The 14,460-nt window shown below is 70.7% G+C and carries 11 protein-coding genes and 1 tRNA gene; 7 read left to right on the plus strand and 5 right to left on the minus strand.

Annotated features, from left to right (window positions below):
• Positions 1-273: 273 nt before the first annotated feature.
• The 3 genes from QHF85_RS27085 to QHF85_RS27095 are packed head-to-tail and all read right to left on the minus strand — an operon-like array spanning position 274 to position 4,383.
• Complete coding sequence (locus QHF85_RS27085) at positions 274-3,105, minus strand: cation-translocating P-type ATPase (protein ID WP_281330222.1); 2,832 nt, start codon at positions 3,103-3,105, stop codon at positions 274-276.
• 16 nt (positions 3,106-3,121) lie between these two features.
• The gene (locus QHF85_RS27090; protein ID WP_136928401.1) at positions 3,122-3,949 is read right to left on the minus strand and encodes a PspA/IM30 family protein; all 828 of its coding nucleotides are present in this window, start codon (positions 3,947-3,949) and stop codon (positions 3,122-3,124) included.
• 44 nt (positions 3,950-3,993) lie between these two features.
• Positions 3,994-4,383 carry a CesT family type III secretion system chaperone gene (locus QHF85_RS27095; protein WP_281330223.1) on the minus strand — a complete coding sequence of 130 codons (390 nt, stop codon included), beginning with the start codon at positions 4,381-4,383 and terminating at the stop codon, positions 3,994-3,996.
• Positions 4,384-4,538: 155 nt separating this feature from the next.
• On the opposite strand from QHF85_RS27095, the gene QHF85_RS27100 reads away from it, so the two are divergent.
• Together QHF85_RS27100 and QHF85_RS27105 are read left to right on the plus strand one after the other, a co-directional pair.
• The gene (locus QHF85_RS27100; RefSeq protein WP_281330224.1) at positions 4,539-5,636 is read left to right on the plus strand and encodes a serine/threonine-protein kinase; all 1,098 of its coding nucleotides are present in this window, start codon (positions 4,539-4,541) and stop codon (positions 5,634-5,636) included.
• Positions 5,637-5,652: 16 nt separating this feature from the next.
• The gene (locus tag QHF85_RS27105; protein ID WP_281330225.1) at positions 5,653-7,032 is read left to right on the plus strand and encodes a sigma 54-interacting transcriptional regulator; all 1,380 of its coding nucleotides are present in this window, start codon (positions 5,653-5,655) and stop codon (positions 7,030-7,032) included.
• 164 nt (positions 7,033-7,196) lie between these two features.
• Here the strand turns inward: QHF85_RS27105 and QHF85_RS27110 are convergent.
• Positions 7,197-7,291: transfer RNA gene (locus QHF85_RS27110), tRNA-Sec, on the minus strand.
• A 297-nt stretch (positions 7,292-7,588) separates the two neighbouring features.
• On the opposite strand from QHF85_RS27110, the gene QHF85_RS27115 reads away from it, so the two are divergent.
• The 5 genes from QHF85_RS27115 to QHF85_RS27135 are packed head-to-tail and all read left to right on the plus strand — an operon-like array spanning position 7,589 to position 12,645.
• Positions 7,589-8,170 (plus strand): hypothetical protein, encoded by a 582-nt coding sequence (locus QHF85_RS27115; protein WP_281330226.1) that lies wholly within the window; start codon positions 7,589-7,591, stop codon positions 8,168-8,170.
• The gene (locus tag QHF85_RS27120; RefSeq protein WP_281330227.1) at positions 8,167-9,729 is read left to right on the plus strand and encodes a fused MFS/spermidine synthase; all 1,563 of its coding nucleotides are present in this window, start codon (positions 8,167-8,169) and stop codon (positions 9,727-9,729) included. The genes QHF85_RS27115 and QHF85_RS27120 overlap by 4 nt, the downstream gene beginning before the upstream one ends.
• Entirely contained in the window at positions 9,719-10,198 is a 480-nt protein-coding gene (locus QHF85_RS27125) for a hypothetical protein (protein WP_281330228.1), read from the plus strand. The genes QHF85_RS27120 and QHF85_RS27125 overlap by 11 nt, the downstream gene beginning before the upstream one ends.
• 39 nt (positions 10,199-10,237) lie before the next feature.
• The gene (selB, locus tag QHF85_RS27130) at positions 10,238-12,208 is read left to right on the plus strand and encodes a selenocysteine-specific translation elongation factor (protein WP_281330229.1); all 1,971 of its coding nucleotides are present in this window, start codon (positions 10,238-10,240) and stop codon (positions 12,206-12,208) included.
• 17 nt (positions 12,209-12,225) lie between these two features.
• Entirely contained in the window at positions 12,226-12,645 is a 420-nt protein-coding gene (locus tag QHF85_RS27135) for an arsenate reductase ArsC (protein WP_281330230.1), read from the plus strand.
• On the opposite strand, the gene QHF85_RS27140 is transcribed toward QHF85_RS27135, so the two are convergent.
• Positions 12,599-14,401: a hypothetical protein gene (locus QHF85_RS27140; protein WP_281330231.1), complete on the minus strand. Its 1,803-nt coding sequence runs from the start codon at positions 14,399-14,401 to the stop codon at positions 12,599-12,601. The two genes, QHF85_RS27135 and QHF85_RS27140, sit on opposite strands and share 47 nt — an antisense overlap.
• Between the last annotated feature and the right edge of the window lie 59 nt (positions 14,402-14,460).

A 14,460-nucleotide genomic window follows, 5' to 3' on the forward strand; every position in this document is an offset into this window, starting at 1 on the left:
GAGGGGCGCGCGTCGGCGTCGCGCGGGCGTGTCGGGCGCGAGGCGAGGGGCGCGCGTCGGCGTCGCGCGGGCGTGTCGGGCGCGAGGCGAGGGCGGCGCGCAACCGTGACGCGAGGGGGTCGGCGCGCGGCGAGGGGCGCGCGTCCTCGTGACGCGAGGGGGTGTCGGAAGGCGCGGAGGGGGAGGGGAGAGGGTGACGCGCGGGGGTCCGAAGGTTTGGAGACGCGCGCGTCACCGTGACGCGTCGGGGTCGGGACGTCCCGACACCCTCGGTCAGGCCGTACGCTTGCGGATCGCCCGATCGATCGCCTTGGCGACCTCCACGGCCGGCACCACGAGGGCCGACAGCACGAGCAGGATCATCCACTCGTTCGGGGACATCGCGTAGGTCCGGAAGACCGGGCGCAGGCTCGGCACGAGGATCGCGACGAGGTGGATCGCCGCGCTCGCCGCGCACGCGAGGAAGAGCGGGAGGCTCACGAGCGGCTTCGACGAGAACGCCGAGAGGATCGGGCTCCGGCAGCTCCACGCGTGGAAGAGCGGCGAGAGCGCGAGCAGCGAGAAGGCGAGGGCCCGCGTCTGCAAAAGCCCCGTCTCGTCCTGCGGCGACAGCACGTAGAGCGCGACCGCGGCGGCGCCCATGATCCCGCCGACGTAGAGGATCCCGAGGTAGTCGCGGCGGTTCAGGAGGCCCTCGGACGTGTCGCGCGGCGGCTCGCGCATGAGGTGCGGATCCGGCGGATCGATGCCCAGGGCGAGGGCCGGCAGGCCGTTCGTCACGAGGTTGATCCACAGGATCATGAGCGGCGTCAGCGGCGGCCACTTGCCGAAGAACGACACCACGAACACGGCCACGAGCAGGCCCATGTTCGACGACAGCAAGAAGAAGATGAACTTCTGGATGTTGCGGTAGATCGCGCGTCCCTCGCGCACCGCCTCGACGATCGTGGCGAAGTTGTCGTCCGCGAGCACGAGGTCGGCTGCTTGCCGCGCGACGTCCGTGCCGCCGAGGCCCATCGCCACGCCGATGTGCGACTCGCGCAGCGCCGGCGCGTCGTTCACGCCGTCGCCCGTCATCGCCACGACGTGCCCCTTCGCCTTGAACGCACGCACGATGCGGAGCTTCTGCTCGGCCGTGGTCCGCGCGAAGACGCGCAGGTGCTCCACGCGCTTCGTGAGCTCCTCGTCCGTCATCTTCGCGAGCTCCGAGCCCGTGATCGCCTCGTCGCCCTCGTCCCAGAGGCCGATCTCCTTGGCGATCGCCGTCGCCGTGAGCTTGTGATCGCCGGTGATCATCACCGCGCGGATCCCGGCCGCCTTGCACGTCGCGACGGCCTCCTTCACGCCCGCGCGCGGCGGATCCATCATGCCCACGAGGCCGAGGAACGTGAGCTCACGCTCGACGTCGCCGTCCTCCACGCCGTCCTTGCGCACGCGACGGCAGAGCGCGAGCACGCGCAGCGCCTGCCCGCTCATCTCCTCGGCGACGTGCGTGATCGTGCGCCGATCCTCCTCGGTCAGGCCACGCACGCCGTCGTCGGTCGCGTACTTCACGCAGAGCGGGAGCAGGACGTCGACGCTGCCCTTCACGTGCGCGATCTCGCGGCCGTGCTGGTCGCGCGTGATCACCGTCATGCGCTTGCGGTCGCTGTCGAAGGGCAGCTCGTGGACGAACTGGTGCGAAGGAGCGACGGACTCGCGGGCGAGGTTGCCCTTGGCCGCGAGCGCGAGCAGCGCGCCTTCCGTCGGATCGCCGACGATGCGCCACTTCTTCGTCTCCTTGTCCTGCTCGAGGTGCGCGTTGTTGCAGAGCGCAGCCGTCGAGAGCGTGTACGTGAGCGGCGCGGGCAGCTTGTCCGTTTCGAGGTCGATCTCGCCCTCGGGCCGGAACGCGCCGTGCGGATCGTAGCCTTCGCCCGTGACCTGGTAGCGCTTGCCGCCGGTGTAGACGACCCGCACGGTCATCTCGTTCTGCGTGAGCGTGCCGGTCTTGTCCGAGGCGATGACCGTCGCCGCGCCGAGCGTCTCGACCGCCGGCAGCTTGCGCACGATGGCCCCGCGCCGCGCCATGCGCTGCATGCCGAGCGCGAGCGTGATCGTGGTGATCGCGGGCAAGCCCTCGGGGATCGCGGCGACCGCGAGGCTCACGGCCTCCAGCAAGAGCTCGTGCCACGGCCGGCCGCCGCGCAAAAAGCCCCAGCCGAGCAGGACCGCCGAGAGCACGAGGCAGGCGCGCAGGATCGTCGAGCCGAACGACTCGAGGCGCTCTTCGAGCGGCGTCTTCGTCTCGCCGACCGACCGGATCATCTCGCCGATCTTGCCGAGCTCGGTGCCGCTGCCCGTCGTGGTGATGACGGCGCGCGCCTTGCCGCGCACGACCGTCGTCCCCGTGAAGACCATGTTCACGCGATCGCCGAGCGGCGCGTCCACCGTGACCGGCGCGAGCGCGTCCTTCATCGCGGCGGTGCTCTCGCCCGTCAGCGCCGCCTCCTCGGTCGCGAGGTCGATCGTCTGCACGAGCCGCGCGTCGGCCGCGATCGCGTCGCCCGCTTCGAGCTCGAGGAGGTCGCCGGGGACCACGTCCTCGGCCGCGATGACCTTCACCTTGCCGCCGCGGCGCACGCGCGCGGAGGGCGCGCTGAGCTTCTGCAGCGCGTCGAGCGCGGCCTCGGCGCGACGCTCCTGGTAGTAGCCGAGGAACGCGTTGAGGATGACGATCAGGAGGATCGCGATCGCGTCGCCGAAGCGATGCAGGATCCCGCCCTCGTGATCCGTGAAGCCGACGACGACCGCGATCGCGGCCGCCGCGAGCAGCGTCAGGACGAGCGGGTTCGCGAACTGCTCGAACAGCCTCCGGAGCGCGCTCTTCTGCGGCGGATCCGGCAGCCTGTTCTTGCCGTACTTCGCGAGCCGCGCCTCGGCCTCGGCCTCGTCGAGCCCGCCGCTCGAGCTCGCGCCGAGTCGACCCAGGAGGGCGTCGATGTCCTCTGCGTAAACGGGCCCGTCCTTCCCCGCGGTGGCTGGCGGCTGCGCCTTGCTTGCAGGCGCGCGCTGCTCCGCGGGAGGGCGGACGGATCCCGTGCCCGTCGTCCCAGCTTCACTCATGGCAGGTACTACTCGACTAGCGCTTCATGCGGGCTTGCTCGCGTTGCTCTTCTGCTTCGAGCTCGGCGAGCGCGGCGGCGAGCTCGTCTTGCTCGGCCTGCGTCGGCGGGGCGGGGGCCGGGCCCGCGACGCGCACCTGCGCGGGGGCGACCTCCTTCGGCGGCTCCGGCGGAGCGACGCCCATCTTGCGCTTCAGCGCCATGAGGTCGTCCTCGGCGCCTTGCGTGGCCTCGAGCTGACCGAAGCGGTGCGCGAGCGTGTCGCCCGTGTACTGCTCCTGGATCTCGCCCGCGGCCTCGGCCTCGGCCTCGATCTGGTCGATCTTGGCCGACATGCGATCGAACGTCTCGAAGGCAGAGGCGTTGTTCAGCCCGGAGAGCGTCTCCTGGATGGCCTTCTGCGCCTCGGCGCGCTTCTTCCGCGCGATGAGGACGTTCTTCTTGCGCTTGGCCTCTTCGATCTTGTTGTTGAGCAGGCGGAGCGCCGTCTTCAGCTGCTCGACCGCTTGCTTCTGCTTCTGCCACTGGTCCTTGTAGGACGCGGCGAGCTGGTCGTGCTCTTTCTTCCGGGCCAGCGCTTCCTTCGCGAGGTTGTCGTCGCCGGCCTTGATCGCGAGCATCGCGCGCCGCTCCCATTCGGCGGCGTTCGCGGCCTCCTGCTCGGCCTGCTTGGCGAGGCGCTTCTCGTCGGCGATCGAGACGGCCACCTGCTTCTTCGCCTCGATGAGCTGGTTGGACATGTCGATGACGACCTGGTTCAGCATCTTCTCGGGATCCTCCGAGCGGCTGATGAGGTCGTTCAGGTTCGACTTGATGAGCGTGGCGAGTCGCGCGAAAATTCCCATCTCGATTGGCCTCTCGTCCGAACTGGTCTCGCGAGCTAGGTGAGCTAGGTGGTGGCGAGATCGTGCAGCGTCGGCACGTGACGCGCCAACGCGAGATCGAGGTCGCTCAGCGTGGCCTCGAGCTCGTTGAGGTCGAGGTTGTCGAGGGGCAACGCGGCCGAGAGCACGACGGTGTGATCGTCGATGCCGTAGGCGGCGTGCATCAGGTCCGTCGCGTTGTACTCGAGCAACCGGCGGAACAACTTGTTCTGGTGCTCGGGGTCCTTCGGCAGCGGGCCGATCGAAACACGTACGGCGAGGATCGGCGGCGCCACGCGGATCGCGATCGGCGGCTTGTCTTCGCCGGCGGAGACGAGGTACGTCCCGCCGTCGTTCTCGAAGGGGCGGCTCAGTTGCAGGAGGAAGCTCTCTACGTCCTCGGCGGTTCGCGGCATGGCCGGCCGGAGCGTACAGGCAGTGCGAGGCAGGGTCGAGTGGATCCGAACACTTTTCCGGCGCCCGCGCGCGCATCGTTCCCCGTGCCACACACGCCGCGTTTCTCCCTTCCACTGCCCACGCCTTCGCTGGTACGGTCGTTGATACCTGGTCCGTGGCGATCCACCCTGGCGACATCCTCGCGGGCTACCGAGTGACCCGCCTCCTCGGCCGCGGCGGTATGGGGGAGGTGTGGGCTGCTCGGAGCGATACGACCGGGCGTGAGGTGGCCATCAAGGTGCTGCTCGCCCGCGCCGCCGTGAAGCCCGATCTCGTGCAGCGCTTCCAGCGCGAAGCCAAGATCGCCTCGGCCATCCAGAGCCCCTACGTCTGCAGCCTGCTCGACGTGGGCCAGACGCCCGACGGCGCACATTTGTTGGTGTTCGAAAGGCTCGACGGCGAGAGCCTGGCCGATCGGCTGAAGCGCGAGCAATACCTGCCCTTCGCCGAGGTCTTCCCGATGATCGAGGACGTGCTCTGCGGCCTCTGCGCGGCCCACGCGGCAGACGTGATCCATCGGGATCTGAAGCCCGGAAACATCTTCCTCGAGCGCACCGCGTACCCCGATCGGCCCGAGCGCGCGAAGATCCTGGACTTCGGCATCTCGAAGCTGAAGCGCGGCGATGGCGAGCAAAACGAGCCGACGCTGACGGCCTTCGACGCAACGCTGGGCTCGTTCGCCTACATGGCGCCCGAGCAGGTGCGCGGCGCCGCGCGCGCCGACGAACGAGCGGACATCTACGCCGTCGGCGCCGTCGCATTCCGCGCCCTCTCGGGGCGGCTGCCCTTCGAAGGGACGACCGCAGCGCTGCTCGTGGCGATGAAGCTCGAACGGCAAGCCCCGAGCCTGGCCGAAGCGACAGGCGACCGCTGGCCCGCAGGGATCGAGCGCTTCCTCGAACGCGCGCTCGAGCGCAAACGCGAGAACCGGTTCCCCACGGCGCGCGAGGCGCTCGACGCATGGCGCACGCTGGCGCCAGGACCACGCGCGATCCAGCCGCCCCCGCCGGCGCGGGCACCCTTGCCCTCGTCGCTCCCCGTGGGTCCGCCCGATCCGCCGACGATCTCGGACGAGGCAGACGCAGCAGCAAGCCAGGACGATCAACCCACGTGGGTGGATCATCCGCCCACGGAGACGGTAGATACGCCGCTGATCGGGCTTTCGCCCGACGTTTCCTTGGAGCCGGGGCGAGGACGCAGGACCGGCAGGTGACGAATCGGGTGACGCCGTGAACGACGCGACCGTCCTTTCACGAAACAAGGTCGAAGTCCGCGGAGGCCGCATCAAGGCCGGCAAAGCGGGCTGGGTGGAAGTGGGCACCGAGCCGGTGATCGTGGGCCGCAACGCCCAGTGCAGCATCGTGCTCGACGACGCGAAGATCAGCGCCGTCCACGCCGAGCTCGTGGCCACCGAGCAAGGCGTGCGCGTGCGAGATCTCGGCAGCCGCAACGGCACGTTCGCAGGCGGCGTGCGCGTCGGCGAGGTCTTCCTGCTCGCGGCCTGCAAGCTGCGCCTCGGCGAGACCGAGCTCTCCTTCGAGCCAGCGCGGCCCGAGCGGATCACGGTGCCCTCGATCCCGGCCTTCGGCCCGCTCGTCGCGCAGAGCGCAGGCATGCGCGGCATCTTCGAAAAGCTCTCCAAGGTCGCGCCAACAGACCTCACCGTGCTCATCACGGGCGAGACGGGCACAGGCAAGGAGGTCGTGGCACAGGCGATCCACCAGGCGAGCCCGCGCGCAAAAAAGCCGTTCGTCGTGGTCGACTGCGGCTCAATCCCGTCGAGCCTGGCCGAAGCAACACTCTTCGGTCACGAGCGCGGCGCCTTCACGGGCGCCGTCGACAAGCGCCTCTCGCCCTTCGTGGAAGCCGAAGGCGGGACGATCTTCCTCGACGAGCTCGGCGAGCTGCCGATCGAGGTGCAACCCAAGCTGCTCCGCGCGCTGGCCGAGCGGCGCATCAAGAGCGTCGGCGGCTCCTCGTACCGCGAGGTCGACGTGCGCGTGCTCGCCGCAACGAGGCGAGATCTCGTGCGAGCCGTGAACACCGGCGCCTTCCGCAGCGACCTCTACTTCCGCGTGGCCCAAGTGCGCGTGGAGCTCCCCGCGCTGCGCCAGCGGCTCGAAGACATCCCCGTGCTCGTGCGTCGCATGCTGCGAGATCTCGGCGGCGACGAAGCCTCGTTCGACCGCGTCTCGAACTCGACACTCGAACGCCTGATGCGTCACGACTGGCCCGGCAACGTGCGCGAGCTGAAAAACGCAGTCGCCGTGGCCTACGCACTCGGAGGCGAAGGCGAGGAGCTCGACGTCGCAGCGCACCTCGGAGCCCTCACGGAGATCCACGAGCCCCACGTCGCAGGCCCGCCGCCCTCGAGCAACGCAGGCGGCCCCGTGTCGAGCGCAAGCGCATCCTTCAAGGGCAAAGCATTCCAGGAAGCCAAGCACGACGTGCTCGCGCGCTTCGAGCGCGAATACTTCGCAGCCCTCTTCGACGAGGCAAAAGGCAACATCTCGGAGATCGCACGCCGCGCCGGCATGGAGCGCGCCCACGTCCGCACATACCTCAAGCGGCACGGCATCCACGGCAAGACCGACGGCGGCGAAAGCTGAGCGTCGCTGCGACGGCAGCGTAGCGCCGGGGTTTCACCCCGGGCCCGACCAGGGGTTGTCCACCCCTGGACCCGGACCAGGGCCAGCCCTGGACCTCAGGTGCATCGACCGCGATGCGGTCGATGCAACAGCACATCGGCGTGAAAACGCCGCGGCGAAGACGACGGAAGCGCACAGGAATCGAACCTGCCCAGGACAGCGGAACTGCCCCGCACCGATTTTGAAGACCGGGGGTGGCACCAGCCGACCGCGCGCTTCCACCTGCCCTTCTAGCGGGTTTCGCCGAGCAGGGCTACTGCGTCACGAGGCGATCGAGCTGTCGTGAGGGAATGGTTCTTCGGCGAACTTCGGTTCCCGGCCACGAGTACAACCACCCGGATCGCGATGTCAGCCCCGCGCCCCGCGCAGCCCCGGCACAGGATGCCCGCAGACCAGGCTTCACGGCTTGCCTGGTGCAAGCTGGACCTCGAGGCCGGGATTTTGCATCGTCGCCCGGCGCCGGTATCGCATGTAAGTTCGGATACTTGCGCGACGCCTTGCCTTCCTTGGAGACACCATGAACCTGTTTCGCACCGTTCGTCATTCCGCGAGCATCCTCGCCACAGCGGGCCTCTTTTCGCTGCTCATGGCCGACAGCGCAGAGGGACAATGTGCGCAGTCGTCCTTCGACCGCACCTTCGACATCACCACGACCTGCGGCGGTGACCTCAGCGGCCGCATCCGCATCAATGGCTCCATGCAGCCGGGAATGACCCGTCGTGAAGCGAGCCTGCCGATCACCAAGGTCTCGGGCGACGTCGCCCCGGTCTCCGGGGGCGTGGTCGGTTCGTGCAGCGATGAGGACGAGCCGTTCGTGAGCACAGGGGTCACCTTCCGGCTCCCGGTCGCCTCGACCGAGGACACGGGCGCTGGGGGAAGCGGCGGGGCCGCGGGCGGCGGCGGAACCGCGGGCAGCGGTGGGATCGCGGGCGGCGGCGGGACCGCGGGCGGCGGCGGCGGGGCGCCTGCCCTGGTGGCCACGTGCACGGTCGACTTGACGACGCAGCTCGGGAAGGACGTGAAGTGCGCCATCAACGTCGACCCGCCTGCAGAAGGCGGCCTCGGCACGTGCACGGCGCGCCTCACGGCCGTGAAATGACCGACATCGCGCGCCCGAGAGGGCTCGGTGCATGGCTGGGGCTGAGCTTCCTCGGCGGCGCGGCCGTGATGAACGGGGAGATCGCCGCGGGCAGGCTCCTCGCGCCGCACCTGGGGACGAGCACCACGACGTGGGCGATGCTCATCGGCACGGTGCTCGGCAGCCTCGCGCTCGGGAACCTGCTCGGCGGTTGGCTCAGCGCGCGCGGCGCGGCTTCGCTGTGGATCGTGCGCCTGATGCTGGCGTCGTCGCTGCTCTTCGCGGCGCTGCCGCGCGTGGTGCCGTGGGTGCTCTCGTCGACCCTCGCGCGCTTCCGCGCGGGGGACGCCGCCTCGCTCGGGCTCCTCGCGGCCATCACGGCCCTCGCCATCGCGCTCCCCATCGGCTCGCTGGGCGCGCTGCCCCCGCTCGTGATGCACGCAGCCGGGAATGGAGGCGACGGCGAGGCGACCGGCAAGCTCGGCCGCCTCGCCGGGCAGCTCTCGGCGCTGGGGACCCTCGGGAGCCTCGTGGGCACGTTCGGCGCGGGGCTCGTGCTGCTGCCTTGGCTGGGGACGCGCGCGACGTTCGACGTGGCCGCGGTGCTGCTCTCGGTGGGCGCCGCGGCGTTCGGCTTTCGCGCCCGCGCGCGCCGGGAGACCATCGCCGGGCTCTCGACCTCGGCGCTGACCGTGGCTCTTGCCTTCGCGCCGCTGCCCACGCCCACGGTCGCGCGTGGGCGGCTGCTCTGGGCAGGGGAGTCGCTCCACAACCACATCGCGGTGGTCGAGCGCAGCGGCGAGCGGCAGATCCGGGTGAACGACGGCTTCGCCGTGCAATCGTTCGCGCGCCTCGACGGCGAGCTACCCGCGCGCGACGTGTGGGCCTATTACGCGATGGCGCCGGGCTACGGGACGCGGCCGAGCCCCGAGCGCGTGCTGCTCCTCGGGCTCGGCGGCGGCACGTCGGCGGAGGTCTTCCGGCGGCTCTACCCGGCGGCGGCGGTGGTGGGCGTGGAGCTCGATGCGGCGGTGGTGGAGGCGGGCCGCAAGTGGCTCGGCTTCGAGCTGCCGGGGGCCGAGGTGATCATCGACGACGCGCGCCCCTTCCTCGAGGCCGAGGCAGAGCGCGCGCCGGGGACGAAGGACGTCATCGTGCTCGATGCATTCCAGTTCCCGTACGTGCCGTTCCAGCTCGCGACAGTGGAGTTCTTCGCGGCGGCGCGGCGCTGCCTTTCGCCGGGCGGCGTGCTCATGGTGAATGCGGGCCGTCACGGTGAGGAGCGCGGCGTCGTGCACGCGCTCGCGCGCACGATGGCGCAGGTCTTCCCGCACGTGCAGGCGGCGGATCCGCCGAACCAATCGAACACGATCCTGGTGGCGACCGAGCACGCGCCCGCCGAGGGCGTCGGGATCGCGGGGCTCTCGGTCTCGGCGCAGACGGCCGCCGTGCTGCGTGATCTCGCCGCGCAGCACGCCTCGATGCGGCCCGCGACCTGGCCTGCGGACACGCCGGTGTTGACCGACGATCATGCGCCGGTCGAGTGGCTCACGGACAGGATCGTCTGGCGTGCGCTCTGAGCCTCGGGAGCGCGGCGACGTCCCGGGCCGGGCGCTCTTGCACCCATGGTCGTTTCTCGCGGCGGTGGCGCTCGCGTTCAACGTCTTCTGGCTGCGACGCAGGCATCCGGGGGTGGTGAGCGGCAAGCTCTCGGATCTCGCGATCTGCTTTCTCTTGCCGGTGTTCCTGGTGGCCGCGGCGGAGTGGCTGCTCACGATCGCGCGGCTGTGCGGTGCCCGCGTGGGGCTGCGCGTGGGACGCCGTGGAATCTGGCTCTCGTGCGGCGTGAGCGTGGCGTACTTCGCGCTGCTGAAGACGTGGCCTGCGTTCACGGGCGTGCACCGGGCGCTCCTCGGGGTGCTGGATGCGCCGTTCGGCGGGGCGAGGTCGTTCCGGAACCTGGCGGATCCGACGGATCTGCTGGCGCTCGTGATGGTGCCGCTCAGCGCGTGGCATCTCTCACGGTTTGTCGAACGTGACGACGTCTAGCGTTGTCGCGTCCGCTTCGATTCGCGCTACCCTCGCGCCGTGCGCCGCTTCGTCCTCGGCACCGCGGGTCACGTCGACCACGGCAAGACCACGCTCGTCCGCGCCCTGACGGGCATCGACACCGATCGCCTGCCCGAGGAGAAGCGTCGCGGCATCACGATCGAGCTCGGCTTCGCGCCGTGGAGCCTCGGCGCGGGGGGCGCCCCGGGCGAAGACAACGTCGAGGTCAGCATCATCGACGTGCCCGGCCACCGCCGCCTCGTGCACACCATGATCGCCGGCGCGATCGGCATGGAGGTCGTGATGCTCGTCGTCGCGGCGGACGAGGGCGTCATGCCGCAGACCCGCGAGCACGTCGCCGCCTGCGAGCTGCTCGGCATTCGCCGCGCCGTCGTGGTCGTGACGAAGATGGATCGCGTGGGCGAGGAGCTCGCGCGCCTCGCCGGCGACGAGGCCGTGGAGCTGCTCGCGGGCCGCATGCAGGCCGAGGTCGTGCTCTGCTCCGCGCGCACGGGCGAGGGCCTCGACGCCGTCCGCGACGCCGTCCGTCGCGCCCTGACCGCGCTCCCGCCGCCCGCCGCCGCGCCGCGCGCGCGCCTCGGCGTCGACCGCGTCTTCTCCGTGCGTGGCGCAGGCACCGTCGTCACGGGCACCCTCGTCGAAGGCAAGATCCCGCTCGGCGCGCCGCTCTACGTCGTCGGCACCGGCCGCGCGGGCGAGCGCAGCGCCGAGGGCGAGGTCCACAAGACGAGCGCGCGTGGCCTGCACGTGCACGATCGCGCCGTCGACGTCGCCGAGGCGCCGACCCGCCTCGCCTTGAACCTCGCGGGTTTGCCGCTCGAATCCGTGCACCGCGGCGACCTCGTCACCGACGATCCCAGCATCGTCCCCACGCGCCGCATCGACGTCTCCCTCCGCGCCACGGCCCCCGTGCGCAGCGGCATGAGCGTCTCGGTGTACATCGGCACCGCGCGCTCCTCGGGCAAGCTCGATCTGCTCGGCGAACCCCTCGAAGACGGCCGCCGCCTCGCGCGGCTCCGCCTCGCCGACGCGCTCGCCGTGGTCGGCGGGGATCGGTTCGTCCTGCGCGGCTCGGACGTCGACGGCCCTGCGGGCGCCGTGCTCGGCGGCGGCGAGGTCCTCGACGCGCGCCCGCCGCCGAGCCTCCGCAAGCGTGGCCGCGCCGCGCGCCTCGCCGTCCTCGAAGCCCTCTTCGTCTCGCGCGACGCGCAAGCGGTCATGCGCGCGCTCGCCCTCGAATCCTCGCCGCGCCCGCTCCTCCGGGACGTCTTGCCCTCGCGCTTCTCCTTGCCCGCGGCCGAGCTCGAACGTGCGGCCGACAAGCTCGGCGACAAGGGCGAGCTCGCGCGCATCAAGCGCATCGGCTGGGTGCCGCGGACGGCCCTCGTCGAGCTCGCCGTGGAGGCGCGTGGCCTCGTCGCCGCGCATCAGAAGAAGAACCCGCTCGATCGCGGCATGGTCCTCGAAACCTTGCGCGCGCGCCTCGCGGAGCGGGCCGGGGCCGAGGCGGCCGACGAGATCATCAAGCTCGCCGCCTCGAAGAGCGGCAGCGTCGCGGGCGAGCCCATCGTCGTCGAGGGCGACGTGGTGCGCGCGCCTCAGATCACGGCTGCGTCGGCCTCGGGCGCGCTCGGCGCGCTCGGCGCGGCGCTCACGGCGCTGGAGAAGGCCGAGCTCAAGGGTTTGACCGAGTTCGGCGTCAAGGAAGCCTCGGGCGCTTCGCCGAAGGAAGTGAAGGCGATCCTCGCGAAGCTCGTGCGCGAGGGACACGCGATTCACGCGGGCGAGCTCTGGTTTTTCCGGGCCGGCATCGACGCGCTCCGCGCGAAAGTGAAAGAGCACCTCGACAAACACGGCCGCATGTCGATCGCCGATTTCAAAGATCTTTCGGGCCTCGGACGGCGGCAGGCGATCCCGCTGCTCGAGTTGTTCGACCGGGAGGGCGTCACGCGGCGCGAGGCCGATGACAGCCGGGTGAGGGGGAAATGACGTTCCGACGGCCCAAGATGCGATCCATCGTTTTCTTGTGCGTACGAAACTCCGCGCGCAGCCAGATGGCCGAGGGGCTCGGTCGGGCCATCTTCGGCGGCGACGTCCGCGTCCAGAGCGCGGGCAGCGAGCCCTCGCACGTGAGCCCGTGGGCGGTCGAGGTTTGTCGGGAGATCGGGATCGACCTCGGCGGACACACCTCGAAATTCGTGGGCACGATCGATCCCGACTCCGTGGACACGGTGATCCGCCTCTGCGACGAGGAGGTCTGTCCGGCGGCCTTGAGCGACAAGCAGCACTATTACGTGCCCATCGAGGATCCCGCGAGCGACGATCCGAGCCTCGGCCGTGAGCAGATGCTCGCGCGATTCCGCCGCGCGCGGGACGAGATCAAGACGCAGCTCGAGTCCCTCGCGGCGCTCCTCGACCGGACCTGAATTGCCCTCCGAGCGCGGCCGCGAGGAGCGCCAGGAAAAACCAGTCGGCGGGCTCGCCTGTGCCGCGGCTCATCTGACAAGCGCCGCCGGAGAGGCGGACGCCTTCGTCGGCGGGGACATCTGCATCTGCCTCCGCATCCGCGGCCGCATCCGCATCCGCCCCGGCATCCGCATCCGCCTCGGCATCTGCGTCCGCGCCCGCGTCCGCCACCGTCATGCATTGACCGTCCGTGCACGTGCCCCCGCCGCAATCTTTGGGCGCTCCACTCGTGCATACGCCTTCCGCGCAGGTATCGCCGACCGTACACGCGTCGCCGTCGTCACACGCCGTCCCCGTCAGCAGCGTACACGCCCCATCCGCGCTCGCGCCCGCGGCCACCGAGCACGCGTCGCACGCGCCGAGATCACACGCGCTGTCGCAGCACACGCCATCCACGCAGAACCCGCTCGCACACGACGCGGCCGTCGCGCAGGCCTCCCCCGCTTCGTTTTTCAGGACGAACACATACGCCGACCCCGCATTCGTCCCGGCGTCGTCCTCCAGGTACGCGCCCACGATCGCCGTCTCCCCTTCGATCGCCGCCGAGATCCCGAATGCGTCGCCCGCCGTCCCGTCGCCCGCCACGAGCAGGAGCCCCTCGGACCAGCCGGGCCCGCTCGCCGTGAACACGTACGCCGCGCCCGCATTCGATCCTTTCGTATCGTCGAGCAGCGCGCCCAGGATCACCCGGCCCTGCGTGATGGCCACGCTCGTCCCCAGCCGATCGTCCGACCCGAGCCCCGCCGGCACGAGCTTCCCCGCCTCCGCCCACGTGAGCCCGACGCGCGCGAATGCATACCCCGCCCCCGCGTCGCCTCCCGCCGCATTCGCGAGCGGCGCGCCCACGATCGCCGTGTCCCCCTCGATCGCCACCGCCGAACCAAACGCGTCCCCCGCTTGCCCGTCCCCCGCGACGAACTTCTTTTGCTGGCTCCACACCGGACCAGCGCCCACGAACACATACGCCGCGCCCGCGCCCGCCCCCGCGTCGTCCTCCCCCGGCGCGCCTGCAATCACGGTCTGCCCGGAAAAACCAACCGACGCCCCCAGCTCATCTCCCGCCTGCCCGTCCGCCGCGAGGAGCTTCTTCTGCTGCGTGAATACGCCCCCCTTCTCGCCGAATACATACACCGCCCCCGCGTCCGCGCCTTTCGTACCCTCGGCCGGCGCCCCCGCGACGAGCGTCCCGCCCGCAAAGGCGACCGCCTGGCCCATCGTATCGCCCGACGTCCCGTCGCTCGCGAACACCTTTTGCTGCTCCGTCCAAACGCCGTTCGTCCGGACGAACACATACACCGCGCCCGACGCCGACATCGCGCCGTCGGCCTTCGGCGAGCCCACGACGGCGACATCCCCATCGACGGCGACGTCGAACCCGAACCATTGCCCCGGCCCGCCATCACTCGCCACGAGCTTTTGCTCGAACCCCCAAGCCCCATTCGTCCGAACGAACACGTACGCCGCACCCGCATCCGTGCCCGTCGTGTCCTCGTCAGGCGCGCCGACGATCGCCGTGTCCCCCGAGAGCGCCACGGAGCGCCCAAAGAAGTCGCTCGGAGCACCATCAGGCGCCGTGAGCTCGATCTCCTCGGTCGCGACGAGCGCCGCAGAGCTTCGAGCGACAAGCTCCGGCATCCGAGCCCCAAGATCACAAGCGGCAAGGGGCAGGAGCACGGCGAGCCAAGCAGAGGTCTTCGGGCAGGGCGCCTTGGGCATGTGGGCCGGTATCGTATCGCCCCTGCACGGGAAGGTCGTGGACAATGCCGCCTCGGGCG

Source organism: Polyangium sp. 6x1 (assembly GCF_029946515.1).
Taxonomy (GTDB): Bacteria; Myxococcota_A; Polyangia; order Polyangiales; family Polyangiaceae; genus Polyangium.

Bases quoted from the DNA above. Each gene is read 5' to 3' on its own strand.
- QHF85_RS27085 (WP_281330222.1), bottom strand. From the start codon at position 3,105: ATGAGTGAAGCTGGGACGACGGGCACGGGATCCGTCCGCCCTCCCGCG.
- QHF85_RS27090 (WP_136928401.1), bottom strand. From the start codon at position 3,949: ATGGGAATTTTCGCGCGACTCGCCACGCTCATCAAGTCGAACCTGAAC.
- QHF85_RS27095 (WP_281330223.1), bottom strand. From the start codon at position 4,383: ATGCCGCGAACCGCCGAGGACGTAGAGAGCTTCCTCCTGCAACTGAGC.
- QHF85_RS27115 (WP_281330226.1), top strand. From the start codon at position 7,589: ATGAACCTGTTTCGCACCGTTCGTCATTCCGCGAGCATCCTCGCCACA.
- QHF85_RS27120 (WP_281330227.1), top strand. From the start codon at position 8,167: ATGACCGACATCGCGCGCCCGAGAGGGCTCGGTGCATGGCTGGGGCTG.
- QHF85_RS27135 (WP_281330230.1), top strand. From the start codon at position 12,226: ATGCGATCCATCGTTTTCTTGTGCGTACGAAACTCCGCGCGCAGCCAG.
- QHF85_RS27140 (WP_281330231.1), bottom strand. From the start codon at position 14,401: ATGCCCAAGGCGCCCTGCCCGAAGACCTCTGCTTGGCTCGCCGTGCTC.